Genomic DNA, 21,439 nt, shown 5'->3' on the forward strand with positions numbered 1-21,439 from the left:
TTGTTGTGTGCTCCTGAAAGGGCGATATGTCTATCTAAATGGGATGAAAAAGTAAGACAAGCTGGTTTTAAAAGTTTTAATACAATCGCCAGAACAATGTCAATTCATTATCAAAACATCTTAAACTACTTTGATAACCGAAGTACAAATGCGTCAGCAGAATCTTTCAACGCAAAGATTATTGCAAATTATAATGAAATGATTGTTAACAAATCCCTCATCTCATCTATCAACTAACTGAACTAAATAGGTAATTCCCTAAATTCCTCCAGACGTTTCGGACATTTTTCTAATTATACTTTCAGAATTGATTTGGATCATGAATTTCTTAAACACAATCGTTGATAAAGTCATTACTCTCAATTTCATCGCTACTTTAAAACTACTGATTTCAAATCATAGTGGTTTATTAACCTTTAAAAATTGTCTCTTTTCTAATACCGAGCTTTTTCATCTTGGCAAACAAGGTTTTTGCATTCATATCAAGAATGCCGGCGGCTCCATTTAGGCCGCTTACTTTCCCGTTGCTGCGTTTCAAAACATCAATGATATGCTGCCTTTGAACCTCCTTAAATGTAAGAACATCGGCCGTTTTGATAGTTTTTGGTTCGGTAGGCAACCAACTTCCGGGAAATAGGGTGGTGCCATTTTCTATGATAACCGCCCGCTCAATAAGATTCTCCAGTTCCCGTATATTGCCAGGGAAGTCGTAAGCCATTAATAGTGTAATGGTTTTCTTTGAAAGACGCTTAAATGATTTACCTGCCTTGGTCGAATATTTTTCTAGAAAGTATTGTGCTAAAAACGGTATGTCCTCTTTTCTATCTCTCAGTGGCAGACTATTGATCGGGAAGACATTAAGGCGGTAATATAAATCTTCCCTAAAAGTCCCCTCCTTTACCATTTCATCCAAATTTCTATTGGTTGCAGCAACAATACGCACATCTACTTTCTTTGTTTTTGTACCGCCTACTTCATCAAATTCACCCTCTTGAAGCACGCGCAATAATTTAGGTTGCAGGTTTAACGGCATTTCACCTATTTCATCCAAAAAGATAGTACCCCCGTCTGCTAATGAAAATTTCCCGACTTTATCGGAGACCGCACCCGTAAAAGCTCCTTTCTTATGGCCAAACAACTCACTCTCAATTAATTCCTTGGGTAAAGTAGCACTGTTTATTTTTATGAGCGGTCTATCTTTTCTTAAGCTATTATTGTGTACCGCGCGCGCCAATAATTCTTTTCCCGTGCCGGATTCACCAGTTATTAAGACAGTTGTTGTGGTTAAAGCCACTTGCTGTACCTGTTCTAAAACCTTCAAATAATCAGTACTGTTAGTTATTATATTATCCGCATTTAATTTGATGCTTATTTCTTCCTGTAGATATTCATTTTCAATTTCATACCTGTCTTTTAAGCATTTAATTTCCTCAAGTGCTTCAAGTAGTTTTAGATCATGCTCTTTTCTGTTGGTTATATCCCGTACCACCGCACAATTGATGTCCTCACCCTCATACTTAATATGGTTGGCCACAATATCCGCGGGGAACTTAGTGCCGTCTTTTCTGGTAACCAGCCATTCCATCCGTAATGAACCCTTCTCCTTCATTTCTTTGAAATGCGATTGCCACCAATCTTGTGTGATACCGGCATCTAGATCAAAAATGGAAAAATGGTCCAACTCTTTTTTGGAAAAACCCAATGTTTTGGAGACGGAGTTACTGTATTCCAGTAATGCTCCTTCTTCATTATACACGTAAATTAAATCTTGTGCATTATCAATCACATCCTTGAAGAAGTTAAGCCTGCTTTTCTTCTTCACTTGTTCTGTGACATCCTGGTATACACCTATAACCTTAAAAATTTTGTCGCCCTTAAGTACTGGCTTTACAATGGCACGTATATATCTACTCGGAATTTCTTTCGTTTCAAAAATACCATCAAAAGGTGTCGCTTCTCGGATCGTAGCACTAATGCTCTTCTTGAATTTTTCGGTATCCTTAAAAAAATGAACAACTTTTCCTGGATGAAAATCCTCTTTCTCATCAGTATCAAAAATCTTAAACGCTTCCTTGGTTACGATGATAGAGCCATCTTGAAGATTGAGTTTCCACCCACCCACTTTGGCAATCGACTCTACATTATCGACCAAGTTTTTATAGAAACTAGACGAAGAGATATCGTTCATGATAGAACAGACCATTTCTTTTCCATTATTTGAGAAAAACTGGGCAAAAACCTCAACCTCATAAAACTTTCCCGATTTGTCCCGATGCACCGCTTTGAAATTTTCGGTCTTGTTCTCTTTGAGTGTGTCCCAGTGTTGTTGCCAGCTTTCAGGTGTTACCGTGCTGTTGATATCAAAGATGGTGAGTTGGGTAAGCTCTGATTTTCTGTATTGGAGACGCTCACATAATTTTTTGTTGCCATAGAAAATACTACCCTCTTCATTTGCCCACAAAACCTCATACGGTAGGGCATCTACAAGCCATTCCTTCACCAAACCAACTTCTTTTACATCTGTCATTTTGATTAAAATTTATGGACTAAAAATAATCAATTTTTCTGAAATAATAGAAAATTCTAAAAAGCGAGAAGAAAAATAATGTTATGAATAAGTTTATATTATTGTCTATCAGTTGATTATTAGTTCGGTATAAGATTAGTTTAAGAGTTAATGCAATAAAAAACAATAAAATGAAACGCAAAGACTTTTTAAAAAATGCAGTTGCAGCAAGTGCATTTACGGTCTTAGGAGTTTCAGCTTTAGCAAATGCTTCTGGGACACTAAAAAGTTACACAAACAAAAATAAAGGATATAATCACTTGTCTAATAAAGAAAGAAAAACCATGAATACAGTACTTCACAAAGCAGACACAAGAGGACATGCAAACCACGGTTGGTTACGATCAAGGCACACCTTCAGTTTTGCAAACTACCACCATCCAGAGCGTATGAACTTTGGGGCATTAAGAGTATTGAACGACGATATCGTTTCAGAAAGCCAAGGTTTCGGAACGCATCCGCATAAGGATATGGAAATTGTTTCCATTCCCTTGGAAGGCGACCTCAAGCACAAGGACAATATGGGAAACGAGACCATCATCAAAGCTGGCGACATTCAGGTAATGAGCGCTGGGACAGGTGTAATGCATTCTGAATACAATAACAATCCGGACCAGCCCGTAAAGTTTTTGCAGATTTGGGTTTTTCCAAACAAGCAAAACGTTGAGCCACGTTACGACCAGATGACGCTTAACAGCGCAGACCGCAGAAATAAATTGCAACAGGTACTATCGCCCAATACAGATGATGCCGGTGTTTGGGTACATCAAAATGCCTGGTTCCATATGACCCGTTTAGATAAAGATAAAACCCTAACATATCAATTGAAGAATCCTAAAAACAATGGTGTGTATGTTTTTGTTTTAAAAGGAGATGTTTCCATAAATGAACAAAAACTTAATGAAAGAGATGGCTTAGGAATCTGGGATATAGCAACTTTGGATTTTAAAGCAGACAGCGATACGGAACTCCTTTTAATGGAAGTCCCAATGCAATTGAATAAATAAATAAAACCACTCAAATTATAACCGTCTAAAAGACATAAATAACAATTAAAATGAAAAAAACAACAGTAACACTCGTAATACTATTAGTAAGCACATTAGCTTTTGCACAATGGGATATGTACAACCCGAACCCCAACAACGATCCTGCAAACGCATCCAAGGAACTGCTCAATCCTACAAATCACACATTACTTTTAATCGATCACGAGAGCCAAATGGCATTTGCGGTAGAATCCCAACCTATTGAGGAACTGCGTAATAATACCGGCTTAATATCAAACCTTGCCATTATTTACAACGTTCCTACCGTAGTTACAACAGTTGCAGAAAGATCCTTTTCCGGCCCCGTTTTTCCTGAAATCCGAGAGTTCTTTCCCGACGAAAAATCTTATATAGACAGAACCACGATGAACTCTTGGGAAGATAAGAGAGTGGTTGCGGCTGTTAATAAAATCGGTAAAAAGAAGCTCGTGATTGCTGGATTGTGGACAGAGGTATGTACCCTATCAGCAGCTTTATCCGCCTTGGAAGATGGTTTTGATGTGTATGTGATAACCGATGCCTCTGGCGGAATCTCGCAGGAGGCACACGATATGGCTATTGCAAGAATGATGCAGGCCGGTGTAAAGATGGTTACAGCACTTCAATACGCATTGGAGGTCCATAGGGACTGGGCGCGCTCTGACAAATATGTTGCTATGAACGATTTAGCAAAACGATGGGGCGGTGCATATGGTTTAGGGATTGATTACAAAAAGACCCTGGACAAGTGGGAAGCGGAACACAATGTCAAAAACTAACAACAGCACGGTATTTTTCGGGTACTGTAAATAATTTAAGCAATATGAAAAATATACTCAAAGTCCTTATGGTTTCGATAGCCTTCCTGTCCTGTGAAGAAAAAGCAGCCCAAAAGGATGTCGCAGATATGATTGTTATCAATGCGAACATCGCAGTAATGGATGACGATAACGCTTTTGCCAAAGCGATGGCCGTCAAAGACGGGAAAGTCTTAAAAACAGGAACTATTGAAGAAATCGATATCCTACAAGGCGATTCCACCCAAGTCATCGATGCCAAAGGCAAAACAGTGATTCCCGGTCTTAACGACTCGCACTTACATTTGACACGTGGTGGAAGGTTCTTTAATGCAGAATTACGTTGGGACGGTGTAAAGACTTTGAAGCGGGCTTTGGAAATGCTAAAGGAACAGGCCGAACGTACACCAGACGGCCAGTGGGTTAGGGTCATCGGTGGCTGGAGCCCTTTTCAGTTTGAAGAAAAACGTTTCCCGACACCCGAAGAAATCAACGAAGCTACTGGCAATGTGCCAACCTACGTATTATTTCTATACAGCAGAGCGTGGTTGAATGATGCCGGATTGAAAGCCTTAAATATTGATGAGAATACAAAAGCACCGGAAGGTAGCACGTTTGAAAAAGGGGGCGACGGGAAATTAACTGGTGTGCTTCTCGCAGAACCCAACCCAACAATTCTATATGCCCGTATCGGGGCATTACCACCATTATCCGAAGAAGAGATGGTCAACGGGACCAAGCAATTCTATAGGGAGTTGAACAGCTTTGGCATTACAAGTGGTATCGATGCTGGGGGCGGTGGTCATAAATTCCCAAAAGATTATACGGGCACCAAAGTATTGGCAGATGATGGAGAAATGCCTATACGATTATCCTACTATTTATTCCCTCAAAATAAAGGGGCTGAATATGCCGAATTCCAAGAATGGATGTCGAACAACGAAGTGGGTAAAAATCACGCAATTCATTTAGACCACGGTTATGAACTGGAGGGCGGTGGCGAGTTTTTGGCTTGGAGCGCAGGCGATTTTGAAAACTTTCTGGCACCACAACCACTATTGGAAGATAGGCCCACCTGGCGAGAAGATTTAAAAAGGATTTTACGATTGCACGTAGATAATGGATGGCCATTTAGAATCCACGCCACCTATGGCGAAACCATAGCCAATATGCTGGATGTCATCGAAGAAGTAAATACGGAAACCAATGGGGAACTGGCTTCACGACGTTGGTTGTTCGACCACGCTGAAACGGTAAAAGATACCGAATTGGAACGTATCAAAGCTTTGAACGGTGGCATCGCCATACAAGCCAGAATGGCCTATGCAGGAGAATTTTTTGTAGAACGCTATGGAGCGGACAAAGCAAAACACGCCCCACCGGTAAAGAAAATAATGGATATGGGAATTCCAATAGGTGCCGGAACAGATGGTACCCGTGTAGCAAGCTATAATCCTTGGCCAGCACTGTATTGGTTGGTCAGTGGAAAAACGGTTGGCGATTTCCAATTGGCAGCACCCGAAAATCAATTGACCAGGGAAGAAGCCTTGCGCCTATACACCCAGGGAAGTGCTTGGATGTCTAAAGAAGAAGATGTAAAAGGAACTTTGGAAAACGGCATGTATGCAGATTTCGCCATCCTTTCCGATGATTATTTTACCATCCCGGAAACAGAAATCACTACTCTGGAATCGGTACTCACTGTAGTAGGCGGGAACGTCGTCTATGGAAACAAAGAGTATGCAGCAATGAATCCGCCGTTACCGGCAGTAATCCCAGATTGGTCGCCCGTAAAATACTACGGAGGCTATCAAAAAAACTGAAATTTAATAATGTAAACCTATATCAAAATGGAATCAGTAGTAAAAACAAAATGGAACGTAGATGCAGCGCACTCGGAAATAGGCTTTAAAGCAAAGCATATGATGATTTCCACTGTAAAAGGAGCCTTTGAAGAATTTGATGCTTCTTTAGAAACTGAGAGCGAAGATTTTAAAAACGCAAATTTCAGCTTCACAGCGCAGGTAGCATCCATCAATACAAAGAATAAAGACCGGGATACGCATTTAAAATCGGAAGATTTCTTTAATGCAGCAACATACCCTCAAATGTCCTTTGAATCTACATCGTATGATGGAGAGGAATTAGTCGGGAATTTAACCATAAAAGATGTGACCAAAGAGGTACGCCTTTCAATGGACTTTAATGGCGTAGCGGTTGACCCTTACGGACAGACCAAAGCTGGATTCGAGATTACAGGAAAAATTAACCGTAAAGATTTTGGCCTTACCTGGAATGCGGTTACCGAAGCTGGTAGCATCGTCGTAAGCGATACTGTTCAGATGGCGATTGACCTACAGTTTATTAAGGAATAGCAGTTTTTAATCCAAACAAAGTTGCTTTTACATAAGCAAAAGCAACTTTGTTAAACCACCGACCAATGCAGAAAAAGACGTCAAGAAGAGCTTTTCTTCAAACAGCAGGTATGACCACCTTGGGATTATCAAGCCTGCCTATACTGTCATCAGCACTTTTAGGATGTGAGGATACAAAATCAACAAAAAAAACAGCATTAAGTACGGCATCATCTTCGTTGGTCACAAGAAAGAATATTGCGGATATTCCTGTAGACGACCCAGAAATCAAACTGTTCAAAGACGCCATCCGTATCTTAAAGGAGCGTTCGGAAATTTCGCCATTAGACCCAATGGGCTGGCTGGCACAAGGCATGCTGCACGCCACATTTTGTGCTACGAGCATCTATTCCAATCAAGTACATTACAATTGGTACGTATGGCCCTGGCACAGGTTGTATTTGTGGTCTATGGAACAAAAAATCCAAAACGCCGTAAACGAACCACAATTGGCCTTGCATTATTGGGATTGGACAAAGTCTACTGTTATCCCGGAACATTATTGGGGCGATGAAACTAATCCCTTGTTCAACGTAACGCGATTGGTCGGTCCTCAAGATGAAATCCCAAAAGATTTTATCAACGTAGGTGCTGGATTTAGGGCTTCACGGTATAGAACCTTTGGGGGTTATCCTGCTATTAAAAAGCGTGGCGATGCGCAATTGGATGGTTTGGCGGAGCAGTCGTTTCACAATAACATCCACAACTGGATTGGCGGACAAATGGCAACCTTTACCGAATCTGGTTTTGATCCTATTTTTTATGGACATCACGGCAATTGCGACCGTATTTGGGACGCTTGGTGGACTTATAGCCCAAATAATAAACTACCTGATGAAGAAGAATGGCTGGAAAAGAAATTGTACGCCACAGATGGCAATGGCCGACCTGTGGAATTTAAAATTAAGGAACTGTTGAATTCGGAAGATTTAGGCTATCGCTTTGCAGATTTGGACTTGAATCCTAATTACTGCAATCCATTTCTGGAAGAAGACAAACCCAAACGAAATGAAACCAAACAAGACTGCATTGCACCGCTCAACCTCAAAACTTCAGATACCGATGCGATTTATAAGGACTTTATAGATAAGGAACGGACGCACGTCATCCTACATTTTGAAAGAGCACAACTGCCCTACCAGCCCTATTGCGCGCGCGTATTTTTTGAATATGACAAGGAGGGCACTAAGCAGAGCAAATACACAGGCACCTTTACCATTTTACCGATTCTCGATTTAGATTCGGTATTGTTGCAGAATGGCGTGCATCTTCAGATTGAAATCGAAAAGGAAATAGCAGATGCCATTGATGCCAAAAAGGACATTCAGGTCATCTTTCAGCCCGTGCCTTTACCGAATAGAAACATCCCAGACGAGCTATTAAAGTTGGAAAATATTTCATTGGTAACACATTATGAAAATGAATAAACTTGTTATTCTTTTCGCATTAGCGGTATTCCTTTGTTCCTGCAAACGAGAAAAACTGCCTATTCTTGGGGAAACTTCTGTAAATGCCATAACGGGAGACATTGTCTATTACAAAGCGCCTGATTTTGAATTGACCAATCAGCTGAACAGCATTTCAACAGCTATCGATTTTCAGCATAAAATTAAGGTGGTAGATTTCTTTTTTACCAGTTGCCCCACGATTTGTCCTCAAATGACGAAGCACCTAAAATTGGTGGAAGAAGCCTATAAAGATGAGGATAGGGTGGCTATCATTTCATACAGTATAGACCCAAAAAATGATACACCAAAACGTCTGCAAGCATATGCTGAAAATCACAATATCGACACTAACAAATGGACATTTCTTACGGGAAATAGCGAGGCCATTTTTGAGTTATCAAAAGATTATAAAGTAAGGGCTTTTGACGATAGTAGCAATGAAGAACGCAACCTGATACACGATGGCACTTTTGTGTTGGTGGACGGACAGCAAAGACTACGCGGCTATTACAATGGGCTTCAAGTAGAAGATACCCAACGATTAATCAAAGATATATCCATCTTACTAAAAGAATAAGTATGAAAGCAGTTTTAAGGAAATTTTGGAGTCCATATACGGCGTTTGTATCTCGTGATCTGTGCATGTTGTTCTTTAGGGTTTTGGTCTCTCTAGCAATGATTAATACGCACGGTCTTAAAAAAATACTGAACTTTTCAGATACGGTAGCACATATTCCAGACCCCTTCGGGATGGGTGATCAAGTGAGTGCCATCATCGCCATTCTTGCGAATATCGTCGGGCCCATATTTGTCATTTTAGGATTAGGGACACGATTGGCCATTTTACCTATTTTGAGCGTTACGCTCATCGGCTTTTTTGTAGTGCACGCAGGAGACTCTTGGGCAGTTAGAGATGTGCCGTTAATGTACTCGTTAGCCTATTTGTTTATCTTTTTCTTAGGTGCAGGAAAATATTCCATCGATTATAAAGTGTATAAAAATAACTGAAATGAAATCGCAAATACTTCTACTCATAATGGCTATTCTCGCTGGTGCAGTATTACCGGTACAAGCTGGTTTAAATGTACAACTGGGTAAAGCGGTACACCAACCCATATTTGCGGCATTCGCTTCATTTTTAGTGGGCACCGTGGCACTTTTTATCTATTTACTATTCCTAAAATTTGACTTTTCGAGTATGTCCGAAGTCAAATCGGTGTCGCCTGTGGTTTGGGTCGCGGGTATTCTTGGGGCTTTTTATGTAGCTGCCGTTATTTTGCTCGCCCCTAAATTGGGGACGGCAATGACTTTTGTCTTGATTGTAGCAGGGCAAATGGTGGTGTCCTTGGTGTTGGACAATTACGGTTTGCTGGGGCTACCCGTAAAGCAAATCAACTGGCAGCGCATCTTGGGAATCACATTTTTGGTTGCAGGGGTATTACTCATTCGTAAATTTTAAAAAAATGAAGAACACCATCGTATCACATCAGGTAATCGTAAAGGCAACCCAAGAAGAAATCTGGGCTTTATTACTGGATAAAATAAGACATCCTGAAAAGTATATTGCCGAAGTACTTGAGGTTGAAATTATTTCTGATAAAGACAACGTTGTACATCGCAAAATGCGCCTTCAACAAGGCGATAAAGAAAAAAATATGGAAGAATTAATCATTTGGAACGAAGTCACAGGCACGGTAATCTTCAAGATGATAAATGACCCTTTTATCAATGGTTATGTAGTGAACCAAATTTTAGGAATCGAAGATGCTATGTACCTTGATTTTACAATGAACTGCAGTACTACGAATGGTACCCCATTACCAAAAGAACAGATGCAAAAAACGATAACCAATGCCTGCGAGCATACAAAACAGATATTGGAAGGATGATAAAAAAGCATCTATGGATATGGCTTGTTTTTAGTTATGCTTTCGCACCTCGACTATGCTCGGCACAGGCTACAGCACAATCACAGCCCAACACCTTAGATTTTAAATTACTGCGCCAAAACGATAACATCAACATTCCCCAACCCCAAAATACGTATCAAAAACTCAAATCGATTCCATTGGGCAACAACAATTCCATAAGCCTGGGCGGAAGCTACCGTTTTCAAACAGAAGCTTTTATCAATGAACAATTTGATAAGGACCAAGACCAGACCGATTATTGGTTTTTGCAACGTGCGATGCTGCATGCACACTTAAAGTTGGGTGCCAAGTTTGACCTATTTACAGAACTGAATTCAAGTCTTATTACCAGCAAGCAAAACATAGTTCCAGTAGATAAAGATGAGCTGAGTATCAATCAATTTTTTGCACGATACCACTTTAATGACCGTTGGAATATCCTTTTGGGTCGTCAAAACGTGCGTTTCGGAAGCGGTAGATTGGTCGATATCCGTGAAGGCCCAAATGTGCGCCTGTCCTTTGATATGGCACAATTGCAATACAAAGACCAAAATACAGAGCTAACAGGATTTTATGCCATCCCTGTGCAACAGCAAGAAGGTGTTTTTGACAATGACGCCTTTGAGACCAGCGAAACACTATCTGCACTGTATTGGACGCAAAACTGGACGGAAAAAACCAATACGGATATCTACGTCCTGTACAAAGAAGAAGCCGACAAAACATGGAATGCCGGCACTGCAGATGACAAAAGGGTATCCATTGGATTAAGACATTTCGGAACTTGGAAAGGCTTGAATTACAATAACGAATTCGTCTATCAATTGGGAACATTCGGTAATCAGGACATTACAGCGTGGACCGTATCCTTCAATATCGAAAAGCAGTTTGCGACTTCGTATCCGTTTACGTTTGGTATCAAAACGGAAGCCATAAGTGGCGATACCGATGCCAATGACAACACCTTAAATACCTTTGATGCCTTATATCCAAGAGGTGCTTACTTTGGTCGTGTGGCGCGTTTTGGGCCATCCAATTTAATTGATGTACATCCATATTTTAAAAGTACAGTAGGAAAGATTCATCTCGAATTGGATTATGTTGCCTTCTGGCGTTTTTCGACCAATGACGGTATTTACAATCCCGCCTTGATTCTCGATTATCCATCGGTAAACAATGGGCGATTTATAGGCCATCAAATCGGGGCCATCTTAAGTTACGCCGTCAACAATTTTATCAATGTAGAGTTAGAATCAAATGTCATTTTTCCTGCCGCTTTTTTGCAAGAAAGTAATCTGGGTGATACCTTATACCATTTTGTATTCACGACAGAAATAAAATTTTAATTAAATTAGAGATGAAAAGATATTATGACACCTTATCACAGGCAGTAAAAGGCCTTCAAGAACGAGGCTATGAACAAGACAAGACCTAAATCTACAGGGCGATTGCATAGCATTAAAATTTATGCAGACCCCCTAACTTCAGAAATGATTCAAAAACTAAAATTTAAACCCAATAACTCATGGAAATATCGCTAAAGGAAAGAGACAACAAAGGCTTTGCAATGGCAAGGGAAGGTACTAAAAGAGCCTGGATGATGACCTATTCCATCGCGGGAGAAAACCATATCATTATAGACCACACAGAGGTTGATCCTGAGTTTAAAGGCAAAAATATCGGGAAACAACTACTCTACAAAATCGTGGAAATGGCACGGGAAAAAAATATCAAGATCACACCTTTATGTCCATTTGCCAATGCACTATTTAAAAAATTAGATGATATCAAAGACGTGTTAAAATCATAACAGCAAACGATTATAGCCACTGTAAAATAGTAGTGGGCTATTATAAGTTCTAGTTTATTTTCAAAGCGTCTAGAAATATGAAAACACCAAAAATAGCTTCAATCGAGAATCGACCTGGCACCTTCTTAGGGGGATTAAGAAATGTAATCCTTAATTCTAAAGAAACGGATGGCGATGTATATCTTGTGCAAGGCATTATGCCGAAAGGAAGTGCCGTACCGCTTCACGTTCACGAATTGGAGGATGAAATATTTCACGTCATGGAAGGAAAAGTTGAGCTGATGTTAGGGGATGAAATCATTCAAGGAAAAAAAGGCGATATTATATATCTACCACGTGGCATCAAACATGCCATTAAAACGTATGGTGAGGAAACTGCTAAAGTCTTGAATTACGTAATTCCCGGTAAAAATTTTGAGGAGTTTTTTAATAAAATGAACAAGATTGGTTTAGATGCATCAACAGCAGAAAAAGCTAAAATCGCAATTGAACACAAAATTAAGTTTCTATAATAAGTAAAGGCAAATTGATAGCATTCATCAAATCTAAAATCTTCCCGATATTATTAGTCAATTTTATAGGAATTCTGGGCTATAGCTTGGTCATTCCTATCTTGATATTCATCGTAACAGATTTTGGAGGAAACGGTTTTATCTATGGAATCCTTGGTGCGACCTATCCTTTCTTTCAATTTACAGGTGCACCAATCTTAGGCAAACTTTCAGATAAGATTGGAAGAAGAAAAGTTTTGATTATCTCACAGGCCGGTACTTTTCTTGCTTGGTTATTATTCTTGTTGGCATTCATACTTCCCGAAACGAAATTATGGGAACAAAATGCTGAATTCACGGGCAGCTATATGATGACGCTTCCACTGCTCGTCATCTTTATAGCCCGTATGTTCGATGGCTTTACAGGTGGCAATGTTTCTGTGGCCAATGCTTATATGTCCGATATTTCTACTGATGCCGATAGAAACAAGAATTTCGGAAAAATGGGTGCATCCACAAGTTTAGGGTTTGTAATTGGTCCCGCATTCGCTGGATTACTCGCGAGTACAATTTTGAGAGAAGTCTTACCGCTTATATTGGCGGCTCTTATATCATTGATTGCCATTTTTGTAATCAAATTCAGGCTAAAGGAAAGTATTCCCTGTGTGGTCGATACCGGAAAGTTATCCATTAAAAACATACGTCGTTTTTTTCAAGTTGAGCATAAAGATTGTTTTACCGAAGGCAGCGAAACCCACGAAACCGAAACTAAAAAGGGATGGAAACAAATATTACAAATCAAGGGCGTATTGCTCTTGTACAGTATTTATTTCCTCACGTTTCTAGGCTTTAGCCTTTTCTATGCAGGGCTGCCAATTTATGCCAATACGATTTTAGATTGGTCTGCGATAGATTTAGGTATTTTCTTGGCATATTCAAGTCTTATAATGGTAATCGTTCAAGGCCCAATACTTAATAAGCTCTCAAATCTATTGTCAAGTCACACACTGGTCTTGATAGGCTCTCTTCTTTTAGCGTGCAGTTTCTTTTTATTGTCGAAGGAATCTATTATTTTATTGTACGTTGCCAACACACTTTTATCCGTCGGCAATGGTCTGATGTGGCCCAGTTTTTTAGCGTTATTATCCAGTACAGGCTCAAAACAATCGCAAGGTGCTATTCAAGGCTACGGAACATCTATGGGTAGCTCGCCAGTATGTTCGGACTTGTATTGGGCGGAATACTTTTTGAGAATATTACGACATTTGTATTCATAATAGGTGGCTTCCTTTTTTGTATCATAACGGTCTTAATGCTAATTCATCGTTATAGAAACCAGAAAAAAAGTCAATTAGATAAGGCTAAGGCTTCATTTGCCACGAATTAACTGATTCGTAATCCGCTCAGCCCATCCCCTTGTATTTCGCAAAAAGGCCTGTCCTGAGCGCAGTCGAAGGGCTACATTTTGGGAAAGGCGCTTCACTACAAAAATCTTGGACACAACTTTAAAGCTTCTGTTTCCCAATATATTTGCCCGCTCATTCCCGAGAAATATCAGGAAGCGTCAAACTGCATTTTAAGCACAGCTTCAAAGTCAAGTCCGCCTTATATTCTGCTAAGCAAGAATCATTCTATCTCATTACCCGATGCCAATACCAAATTCTAAACAGCATCGGGCTAATTGCTTAAATAGCTATTTTTATAGTTTTTCTGAATTTTAATAACGTTGATTACCAGTCAATTTCCTTTCTATCTCTGAAGAATTTTCCTGTCATGGATTTATCTTCCAACAAAGCTGTCCAGACAATGGTTTCCGCGCCTTTTTCGGGACTTCTGTCGGCATTGCTGCCACCCATATCGGTGCGCACCCAACCAGGGCAGACCGAATTTACTAGAATTCCTTCACCTTTTAATTGATTGGAAAAGGCCAAAGTGACGCCGTTCAATCCAAGTTTCGAAAGACTGTATCCTGGCGTCGTACCATCTTGACTGGCCAATGCGCCCGAACCACTGGATACATTGACTATTCTTGCCTTGTCACTATTTCTCAGTAAGGGAAGAAAAGTTTGTATTATCTTAAGGGGTGCGAGTGTATTTGTCTTGAACGTGGTCAGTACTTCATCAAGGTCTGCATTTTCAATGTTTTGGTGGGTATCATAGTTGATACCTGCATTGTTGATGAGGATATCAAGTTTGCCGAATTCCGCTTTCGCGAAAGCGTAACAAGCAGCAATACTCTTTTCATCGGTAACATCCAGTTGATAATAGACCGCTTTTCCAAATTGTGATAATTTTTCTGTTGCTTGTTGACCATCTTTTTCAGAACGACTTGTGACGATGACCGTGATATCCTTTTTAAGTAATTTCTTTGCCACGGCAAACCCGATGCCTCGGTTGGCACCTGTGACCAATGCTATTTTCTTTGTTTCCATAATTCTAAAAATAAGAAAACCGATGGAATATCCAACGGCTTTCAATTTAAACACTAAAATTATTTCAAATAATTCACGACTTCGCTCATCGCGGCATTCACGGCATTTTCCTCAAAATAAAGTTGCTGCTGATTGTACTCGTTCAAGTAAAGATTGAGAATACGGGAATCCTTATCTGTACCACTTGCTCTTTGTAGTTTTTCATCCCAAGTAGAAATATTGATTTTCTTCTTGAGACTAATGTTGACACGTTTACCGTTTAAGGTAACCCGAATGTAGATGTTTGCTTTGTTGTTTACAGCACGTTTTCCATACACCCAAAACAAAATTGAAAATGTTGATGAAGTTCGCATAATTGTCGTCTTTAATGATTAAACATTTAGTGAGACGAAAGTCAAATCAACTATACTAACACCAGTAAGTTACATCAATCTGTCAACATAATCGCAGATAAAAAAATATGTTGACGATTTGTGACCTTTTAGATGCAAATGATATGAAATTATATGATTGGCCTAAAATTATAAAACCTTGTAAATCATAAGATTTACAAGGTTTTGAGGGTTTTTGATAACCCCTTTAGCGGTCTGGACGGGACTCGAACCCGCGACCCCCTGCGTGACAGGCAGGTATTCTAACCAACTGAACTACCAAACCGTTGCTATTAGCGGATGCAAATATATAACAGATTTTAATATCTGCAAACAAAAAAACGTCTTTTTATTTAAATTTTTTTCTGCTTATTAAATATTTTGTGAGTACATCATTAAATCCAGAATGAATATCTACAGGAACATAATCTATTTGATACTGTAAACATTTATTTTTCAATTCTTTAAAATAATCTTCTACAATTTCCATGTACTTTTCTCTTACATTTTCTGCATAAATATTGATCTCTTCTCCCGTCTCTACATCTACAAATTTTTTGGGTGCATTGTCAAAATTGAAGTTTATTTCGGTTTTTCCATCACATGTATGAAATAAAACTACCTCATGTTTGTTAAATTTTAGATGTCTTAGCGCTTCAAAAAGAGATTCGTTGTCTTTAGTTGTTTGAAACATGTCTGTAAAAACGAAAATTAAAGACCGTCTATGAATTTTCTCTGCAATTTCATGCAAATATTGATAAGTTTCTGTGGTTGCATTTGAGTCTGAAACCATTAATTGCTCTAATTGATGCAACAACATTTTTCGGTGACGCTCACTGCCTTTTTCTGGGGCATAATATTCATAAGAGTCAGCATAAATACTCAAACCTACAGCATCTCTTTGTCTCTTTAAAATCTCCATTAGAGAAGCTGCTGCAACTGCAGAAAAACCAACTTTATTTAAATTCTCTACCGTTTGTTTTTTTACGATTGGGTAATGCATAGAAGCAGAATTGTCTATAATGATATGACACCGTAAATTGGTTTCTTCTTCATACTTCTTCGTATATAGTTTCTCTGTTTTTGCAAACAATTTCCAATCGATATGACGTGTGCTTTCACCAGTATTGTATAATTTGTGTTCAGAGAACTCTACCGAAAAACCATGAAACGGACTTTTATGCATTCCTGTTATAAAACCCTCTACTACTTGTTTTGCAAGTATGTCTAAGTTTTTAATTTCAGATGATTGTATTTGAGATAGGTTTATCATACTCCCGAAAATAAAAAAAGGTTTGACGTTAGCCAAACCTTTTCTATAATATAAATTGTAAAATGTTCCTACAAAGCAGCATCAATTTTACCTGTATATACATTTTTAGGAGCAACACCTACCTGTTTATCTACTACTTCTCCGTTTTTAAAGATTAAAACAGTGGGTATATTACGTACACCATATTTAGCTGCAAATTCTTGGTTTGCATCCACATCAACTTTTCCAACAATAGCTTTCCCGTCGTATTCTGTATGAATTTCATCAACAATTGGCCCTACCATTCTACAGGGTCCACACCAAGCAGCCCAAAAGTCTACCAATACTGGTTTGTCTGATTTTAATACTACTTCCTCAAAATTTGCGTCTGTTATTTCTAAAGCCATTTTATTTTTGTTTTTTGATTGTTATTTTGGTTTTAATAATCAAAAGTAATCAATTTATTTAGGTTCAATATTTCTAAAAAATTGCTTTTTACTATTTGTCTATCAATAGTTCTTATGCTTAGAAGAAAATAAGAGGTGTTACTTCTAAAGAATTTATGCTTAATTTATTTGAAGAATAAATAAGTACATCAATCTAAAAAATAGATTCTTATTGGTATGGAAATCGCTAATGAATTCCATTTATGCATTATAATAAAGTTCACAAAAACCTATAATTTTAAAACAATTGTGATGCAATCGCATGCACATTATCACTTTTACCCATAGAATAATAGTGTAAAACTGGTACATTTGCTGCTAATAATTCTCTCGATTGCTGAATTGCCCATTCAACACCAACCTGACGAACCTCTTTATTTGTCTTGCAATTTTGTATTTCATTAATTAATTGTTCTGGCAAATCTATTTTAAAAACCTGTGGCAATAACTGCATGTGTTTTTTAATCGCAATAGGTTTTATTCCTGGTATAATTGGTACATGAATCCCTATTTCTTTTGCTGCTTCCACAAACTCGAAATATTTGTTATTATCGAAAAACATTTGTGTTACTATATAATCTGCACCAGCATCTACTTTTTCTTTCAGTCGTTTTAAATCGGTTTGTAAAGAAGGAGCTTCTAAATGTTTTTCTGGATATCCTGCAACACCAATACAAAAACTTGTACAATCATTCGATTCAATTACATCATGCAAATACTTTCCGCAATTCAAGTTCTTAATTTGATCCACCAATTGAGTCGCATATTCATGTCCGCCTTCAGATGCAGAAAAATATTTTTGATGACTCATTGCATCTCCTCTCAATGCCATCACATTGTCAATTCCTAAGTAATGACAATCTACTAACAAATATTCTGTTTCTTCTTTAGAAAAACCTCCACAAAGTACATGTGGAACCGTATCTACGTCATATTTATGCTTAATTGCCGCACAAATACCTACTGTTCCAGGTCTCATTCTTGTTACTTTTCGGTCTAACAAACCTTCTTTCTCTATGTACACGTATTCTTCTCTAGACGTTGTAACGTCTATAAAAGGCGGATTAAATTCCATCAACGGATCTATATTATTGTACAATTCCTGAATGCTATTTCCTTTTTTTGGTGGAATAATTTCAAAAGAAAATAATGTTTTTCCGTCTGCTTTTTTAATGTGTTCTGTAATTTTCATAAAACCAGCCCCCTAATCCCCAAAAGGGGAATTCTTACTTGGGCGAAATAAGAATTATAATTATTTATTTTAATGTTTTTTCCAATCTTTCACAAGAGTGTTTCTTCCATTCGGGAAGATTAAGATGGACTTTCTGCTAAATTAGGATGCAACCATTTTCTAGCTTTCTCTTTTGTAATTCCTTTTCTTTCTGCAAAATCAGTTACTTGGTCCTCTGTAATTTTACCCAATCCAAAATATTTGGCTTCTTTGTTGGCAAAATAATAACCCGATACCGCTGCTGCTGGCCACATGGCTAAACTTTCTGTCAATGTAACACCAATTTTTTCTTCCACGTTTAGCAACTCCCAAATGGTTTCTTTTTCTAAATGATCTGGACAGGCAGGATAACCTGGCGCGGGCCTGATTCCTTTATAACTTTCTTTTATTAAATCGTCATTCGTCAATCCTTCATCAGCATCATACCCCCAATGTTTTGTACGTACTTGTTTGTGTAGATATTCTGCCAAAGCTTCTGCAAATCTATCTGCAATGGCTTGCGCCATAATTGCATTGTAATCGTCTTCTTTGGCTTTGTAACGATCTGCTAGTTCTTGCGCACCATAAATAGCCACACAAAAAGCACCCATATAATCCGTTCTACTTGTTTCTTTTGGTGCAATAAAATCTGCTAAGGCTAAATTAGGAATGCCTTCACGCTTTTTTAATTGCTGACGTAAAGTTCTAAAAACTACTGTTTTTCTTTTTTGCGATATGTCTGGTCGAGCGCAGTCGAGACCTTCTTTAACCTCTCGACTGCGCTCGAAGTGACGTGGTTTTGTCTGCACTTCAATATCATCATCATTCATTGTATTTGCTTCAAACAAACCAAAAATAGCTTTCGGTTTTAACAATTGCTTTGCAATAATTTCTTTAATCATTATCTGTGCTTCGTCATACATTATGGTAGCTTGTTCACCCACAACTTCATCTGTTAAAATAGCTGGATATTTCCCATGTAAATCCCAACTTCTAAAAAACGGACTCCAATCTATAAATGGTATTAATTCTTTTAAACTTAATTGTTCTAAAACTTGGATTCCTAGTTCTTTTGGTTTTACAATTTCAGACGTTTCCCAATCAATTTTATATTTTCTTTTTCGTGCTTCTTTTATTGAAATGTATGCTTTTTCTTTTCCTCGTTTTAAAAACTTGGTTCTGAATTCATCATACTCTTTTTTTAGTTTTGCTGTATACAGATGAGACGTTTTCTTATTTAATAAATCTCCCACAACGGTTACTGCTCTAGAGGCGTCATTTACATGTACAACTGCATTTTTATATTGTGTATCAATTTTTACTGCCGTATGCGCTTTTGAGGTTGTTGCGCCACCAATTAACAACGGAACTTTAAAATCTTGACGTTCCATTTCTTTCGCTAAATACACCATTTCATCTAAAGAAGGTGTAATTAATCCACTTAAACCAATGACATCTACATTCTCTTTTTTAGCAGTTTCGATAATTTTTTCTGGTGGAACCATCACACCTAAATCGACAATTTCATAATTATTACAACCTAAAACAACACTCACTATATTTTTACCAATATCATGTACATCGCCTTTTACAGTTGCCATTAAAATCTTGCCAGCCCCCTCCGCCTCCGAAGAGGGAACTTGAGCTACTTTTCTGATAACTTCTATGACTTTGTCTAAATTAAATAAAACATCTTCATTTGTAAAACGAACAACTGAAAGTCCTTTACTTTCTAACCATTCCGTTCGATTTTTATCACTTTCTCTATTTTCTGGTAACTGATGGATTAATCCATCTATTTCAATTACTAATTTCAGTTTTAAACAAATAAAATCTGTAATATATTGACCTATTATATGTTGCTGTCTAAACTTATGATTATCTAGTTGCTTATTACTTAAAACACTCCATAGCATTTTTTCAGCTTCTGTTGGTTTGTTTCTCATTTCTTTAGCAAACTCTTTTAAACGACCATACAACACTGGGTCTGCTAGTTTTCTATAATCTATTTGTTCGGTCTGCTGAGTAGTTCCCCCATTGGGGGCGGAGGGAGCTTTTTTCTTTGCCTCCTCAATATAAGGGTTCAGATATGCAACCGCTTTTTTCATCACACGTGCCGATTTTACTACTTGCGGCAAAAACATTTTTCCTGCGCCAAATAGATCTCCAACTACGTTCATGCCAATCATTAAATGGCCTTCAATAACTTCGATTGGTTTTGCTGCTTCTTGTCTTGCCGTTTCTACATCTTCAATAATAAAAGCATCAATTCCTTTTACCAAAGCATGTGTAATTCTATCTTGTAATGGTTTTTCTCTCCAAGATACATCAACGGTTTTCCCTACTTTAGATCCTTTTACTGTTTCAGCAAAATCTAACAAACGCTCGGTAGCATCTTCTCTCCTATTTAAAATAACATCTTCTACGCGCTCTAATAAATCTTTAGGAATATCATCATATATTTCTAACATTGCAGGATTTACAATCCCAATATTCATACCTGCTTGAATGGCATGGTATAAAAACACCGAATGCATGGCTTCACGAACGCCGTTATTTCCTCTAAAAGAAAATGATACATTACTTACACCGCCACTTACAGAAACATTTGGTAAATTTTGCCGTACCCAACGGGTTGCTTCAATAAAATCGATGGCATTTCTTTTGTGTTCATCCATTCCTGTTGCTACAGGAAAAATATTTAAATCGAAAATGATATCTTCAGATGGAAAGTTGACGATATTTACTAAAACGTCATAAGAACGTTTGGCAATTTCTATTCTTCTTTGGTAATTATCTGCTTGTCCAACTTCATCAAACGCCATAATAATTACAGCGGCTCCGTAGCGCTTTATCTGTTTCGCTTCCCAAATAAATTTCTCTTCACCTTCTTTTAAGGAAATTGAATTGACCACACATTTGCCTTGTACTACCTGTAAACCCGCCTCGATAATTTCCCATTTGGAACTATCAATCATAATTGGAACTCTACAAATATCTGGTTCGGCTGCAATTAAATTTAGGAAACGAACCATGGCTTCTTTTCCGTCAATTAAGCCATCATCGAAATTAATATCTATAATTTGTGCGCCACCATCTACTTGATGCCTTGCAACCTCTAAAGCTTCATCGTATTTTTCTTCTTTAATTAAACGTAAGAATTTTTTAGAGCCCGCTACATTTGTACGTTCTCCAACATTGATGAAATTGCTGTTTTCGTTTAAAACCAAAGGCTCTAAACCAGACAATTTCATATATTTGCGC

At 38.1% G+C, this 21,439-nt stretch carries 21 protein-coding genes and 1 tRNA gene; 14 read left to right on the plus strand and 8 right to left on the minus strand.

Annotation, left to right across the window (positions count from 1 at the left end; all coding sequences use genetic code 11):
• A partial coding sequence (locus Q0998_RS12365; protein ID WP_299670284.1) for a transposase occupies positions 1 to 237 on the plus strand: 237 nt, incomplete at its 5' end.
• A gap of 172 nt (positions 238 to 409) precedes the next feature.
• Here Q0998_RS12365 and Q0998_RS12370 read toward each other — a convergent pair.
• A complete protein-coding gene (locus Q0998_RS12370; RefSeq protein ID WP_299670285.1) occupies positions 410 to 2,527 on the minus strand; it encodes a sigma 54-interacting transcriptional regulator in 2,118 nt (705 codons plus the stop codon).
• A gap of 323 nt (positions 2,528 to 2,850) precedes the next feature.
• Between Q0998_RS12370 and Q0998_RS12375 the strand changes: the two genes are divergently transcribed.
• The 13 genes from Q0998_RS12375 to Q0998_RS12435 all read left to right on the plus strand — a co-directional run bounded on the left by Q0998_RS12375 (position 2,851) and on the right by Q0998_RS12435 (position 13,741).
• Positions 2,851 to 3,573 carry a pirin family protein gene (locus Q0998_RS12375; RefSeq protein WP_299670369.1) on the plus strand — a complete coding sequence of 241 codons (723 nt, stop codon included), beginning with the start codon at positions 2,851 to 2,853 and terminating at the stop codon, positions 3,571 to 3,573.
• A 50-nt stretch (positions 3,574 to 3,623) separates the two neighbouring features.
• A complete protein-coding gene (locus Q0998_RS12380; protein WP_299670286.1) occupies positions 3,624 to 4,373 on the plus strand; it encodes a hydrolase in 750 nt (249 codons plus the stop codon).
• Positions 4,374 to 4,417: 44 nt separating this feature from the next.
• Positions 4,418 to 6,214 (plus strand): amidohydrolase, encoded by a 1,797-nt coding sequence (locus tag Q0998_RS12385; protein WP_299670287.1) that lies wholly within the window; start codon positions 4,418 to 4,420, stop codon positions 6,212 to 6,214.
• Positions 6,215 to 6,241: 27 nt separating this feature from the next.
• A complete protein-coding gene (locus tag Q0998_RS12390; protein ID WP_299670288.1) occupies positions 6,242 to 6,766 on the plus strand; it encodes a YceI family protein in 525 nt (174 codons plus the stop codon).
• A 65-nt stretch (positions 6,767 to 6,831) separates the two neighbouring features.
• Positions 6,832 to 8,232: a tyrosinase family protein gene (locus tag Q0998_RS12395; RefSeq protein WP_299670289.1), complete on the plus strand. Its 1,401-nt coding sequence runs from the start codon at positions 6,832 to 6,834 to the stop codon at positions 8,230 to 8,232.
• A complete protein-coding gene (locus Q0998_RS12400) occupies positions 8,225 to 8,830 on the plus strand; it encodes an SCO family protein (RefSeq protein WP_299670290.1) in 606 nt (201 codons plus the stop codon). The genes Q0998_RS12395 and Q0998_RS12400 overlap by 8 nt, the downstream gene beginning before the upstream one ends.
• A 65-nt stretch (positions 8,831 to 8,895) precedes the next feature.
• A complete protein-coding gene (locus Q0998_RS12405) occupies positions 8,896 to 9,261 on the plus strand; it encodes a DoxX family protein (protein WP_299670291.1) in 366 nt (121 codons plus the stop codon).
• 1 nt (position 9,262) lies between these two features.
• The gene (locus tag Q0998_RS12410; RefSeq protein WP_299670292.1) at positions 9,263 to 9,712 is read left to right on the plus strand and encodes a DMT family transporter; all 450 of its coding nucleotides are present in this window, start codon (positions 9,263 to 9,265) and stop codon (positions 9,710 to 9,712) included.
• 4 nt (positions 9,713 to 9,716) lie between these two features.
• Positions 9,717 to 10,142, plus strand: a complete 426-nt coding sequence (locus Q0998_RS12415; RefSeq protein ID WP_299670293.1) for an AtaL-like protein — start codon at positions 9,717 to 9,719, stop codon at positions 10,140 to 10,142.
• Positions 10,139 to 11,509 (plus strand): porin, encoded by a 1,371-nt coding sequence (locus Q0998_RS12420; RefSeq protein WP_299670294.1) that lies wholly within the window; start codon positions 10,139 to 10,141, stop codon positions 11,507 to 11,509. The genes Q0998_RS12415 and Q0998_RS12420 overlap by 4 nt, the downstream gene beginning before the upstream one ends.
• Positions 11,510 to 11,688: 179 nt before the next feature.
• Positions 11,689 to 11,973 carry a GNAT family N-acetyltransferase gene (locus tag Q0998_RS12425; RefSeq protein ID WP_299670295.1) on the plus strand — a complete coding sequence of 95 codons (285 nt, stop codon included), beginning with the start codon at positions 11,689 to 11,691 and terminating at the stop codon, positions 11,971 to 11,973.
• A 77-nt stretch (positions 11,974 to 12,050) separates the two neighbouring features.
• Positions 12,051 to 12,485: a cupin domain-containing protein gene (locus Q0998_RS12430; RefSeq protein ID WP_299670296.1), complete on the plus strand. Its 435-nt coding sequence runs from the start codon at positions 12,051 to 12,053 to the stop codon at positions 12,483 to 12,485.
• Positions 12,486 to 12,499: 14 nt separating this feature from the next.
• On the plus strand, positions 12,500 to 13,741 hold the full coding sequence (locus tag Q0998_RS12435) for an MFS transporter (RefSeq protein ID WP_299670297.1): 1,242 nt from the start codon (positions 12,500 to 12,502) through the stop codon (positions 13,739 to 13,741).
• Between the two features lie 453 nt (positions 13,742 to 14,194).
• Here the strand turns inward: Q0998_RS12435 and Q0998_RS12440 are convergent, their stop codons facing one another.
• The 7 genes from Q0998_RS12440 to Q0998_RS12470 form a co-directional block, all read right to left on the minus strand.
• Positions 14,195 to 14,896 carry an SDR family oxidoreductase gene (locus tag Q0998_RS12440; RefSeq protein WP_299670298.1) on the minus strand — a complete coding sequence of 234 codons (702 nt, stop codon included), beginning with the start codon at positions 14,894 to 14,896 and terminating at the stop codon, positions 14,195 to 14,197.
• 59 nt (positions 14,897 to 14,955) lie between these two features.
• Complete coding sequence (locus tag Q0998_RS12445) at positions 14,956 to 15,249, minus strand: Arm DNA-binding domain-containing protein (protein ID WP_299670299.1); 294 nt, start codon at positions 15,247 to 15,249, stop codon at positions 14,956 to 14,958.
• Positions 15,250 to 15,479: 230 nt separating this feature from the next.
• Positions 15,480 to 15,553, minus strand: a tRNA-Asp gene (locus Q0998_RS12450).
• A 63-nt stretch (positions 15,554 to 15,616) separates the two neighbouring features.
• A complete protein-coding gene (locus tag Q0998_RS12455) occupies positions 15,617 to 16,537 on the minus strand; it encodes a DUF58 domain-containing protein (RefSeq protein WP_299670370.1) in 921 nt (306 codons plus the stop codon).
• Positions 16,538 to 16,608: 71 nt separating this feature from the next.
• Positions 16,609 to 16,926 (minus strand): thioredoxin, encoded by a 318-nt coding sequence (gene trxA / locus Q0998_RS12460; RefSeq protein ID WP_299670300.1) that lies wholly within the window; start codon positions 16,924 to 16,926, stop codon positions 16,609 to 16,611.
• A gap of 277 nt (positions 16,927 to 17,203) precedes the next feature.
• The gene (metF, locus tag Q0998_RS12465) at positions 17,204 to 18,157 is read right to left on the minus strand and encodes a methylenetetrahydrofolate reductase [NAD(P)H] (RefSeq protein WP_299670301.1); all 954 of its coding nucleotides are present in this window, start codon (positions 18,155 to 18,157) and stop codon (positions 17,204 to 17,206) included.
• Positions 18,158 to 18,276: 119 nt separating this feature from the next.
• The gene (locus Q0998_RS12470) at positions 18,277 to 21,429 is read right to left on the minus strand and encodes a vitamin B12 dependent-methionine synthase activation domain-containing protein (RefSeq protein ID WP_299670371.1); all 3,153 of its coding nucleotides are present in this window, start codon (positions 21,427 to 21,429) and stop codon (positions 18,277 to 18,279) included.
• Between the last annotated feature and the right edge of the window lie 10 nt (positions 21,430 to 21,439).

The organism is uncultured Polaribacter sp. (assembly GCF_947501385.1).
Classification (GTDB): Bacteria; Bacteroidota; Bacteroidia; order Flavobacteriales; family Flavobacteriaceae; genus Polaribacter.

Bases quoted from the DNA above. Each gene is read 5' to 3' on its own strand.
- Q0998_RS12370 (WP_299670285.1), bottom strand. From the start codon at position 2,527: ATGACAGATGTAAAAGAAGTTGGTTTGGTGAAGGAATGGCTTGTAGAT.
- Q0998_RS12375 (WP_299670369.1), top strand. From the start codon at position 2,851: ATGAATACAGTACTTCACAAAGCAGACACAAGAGGACATGCAAACCAC.
- Q0998_RS12380 (WP_299670286.1), top strand. From the start codon at position 3,624: ATGAAAAAAACAACAGTAACACTCGTAATACTATTAGTAAGCACATTA.
- Q0998_RS12385 (WP_299670287.1), top strand. From the start codon at position 4,418: ATGAAAAATATACTCAAAGTCCTTATGGTTTCGATAGCCTTCCTGTCC.
- Q0998_RS12390 (WP_299670288.1), top strand. From the start codon at position 6,242: ATGGAATCAGTAGTAAAAACAAAATGGAACGTAGATGCAGCGCACTCG.
- Q0998_RS12395 (WP_299670289.1), top strand. From the start codon at position 6,832: ATGCAGAAAAAGACGTCAAGAAGAGCTTTTCTTCAAACAGCAGGTATG.
- Q0998_RS12400 (WP_299670290.1), top strand. From the start codon at position 8,225: ATGAATAAACTTGTTATTCTTTTCGCATTAGCGGTATTCCTTTGTTCC.
- Q0998_RS12405 (WP_299670291.1), top strand. From the start codon at position 8,896: ATGTTGTTCTTTAGGGTTTTGGTCTCTCTAGCAATGATTAATACGCAC.
- Q0998_RS12410 (WP_299670292.1), top strand. From the start codon at position 9,263: ATGAAATCGCAAATACTTCTACTCATAATGGCTATTCTCGCTGGTGCA.
- Q0998_RS12415 (WP_299670293.1), top strand. From the start codon at position 9,717: ATGAAGAACACCATCGTATCACATCAGGTAATCGTAAAGGCAACCCAA.
- Q0998_RS12420 (WP_299670294.1), top strand. From the start codon at position 10,139: ATGATAAAAAAGCATCTATGGATATGGCTTGTTTTTAGTTATGCTTTC.
- Q0998_RS12425 (WP_299670295.1), top strand. From the start codon at position 11,689: ATGGAAATATCGCTAAAGGAAAGAGACAACAAAGGCTTTGCAATGGCA.
- Q0998_RS12430 (WP_299670296.1), top strand. From the start codon at position 12,051: ATGAAAACACCAAAAATAGCTTCAATCGAGAATCGACCTGGCACCTTC.
- Q0998_RS12440 (WP_299670298.1), bottom strand. From the start codon at position 14,896: ATGGAAACAAAGAAAATAGCATTGGTCACAGGTGCCAACCGAGGCATC.
- Q0998_RS12445 (WP_299670299.1), bottom strand. From the start codon at position 15,249: ATGCGAACTTCATCAACATTTTCAATTTTGTTTTGGGTGTATGGAAAA.
- trxA (WP_299670300.1), bottom strand. From the start codon at position 16,926: ATGGCTTTAGAAATAACAGACGCAAATTTTGAGGAAGTAGTATTAAAA.
- metF (WP_299670301.1), bottom strand. From the start codon at position 18,157: ATGAAAATTACAGAACACATTAAAAAAGCAGACGGAAAAACATTATTT.
- Q0998_RS12470 (WP_299670371.1), bottom strand. From the start codon at position 21,429: ATGAAATTGTCTGGTTTAGAGCCTTTGGTTTTAAACGAAAACAGCAAT.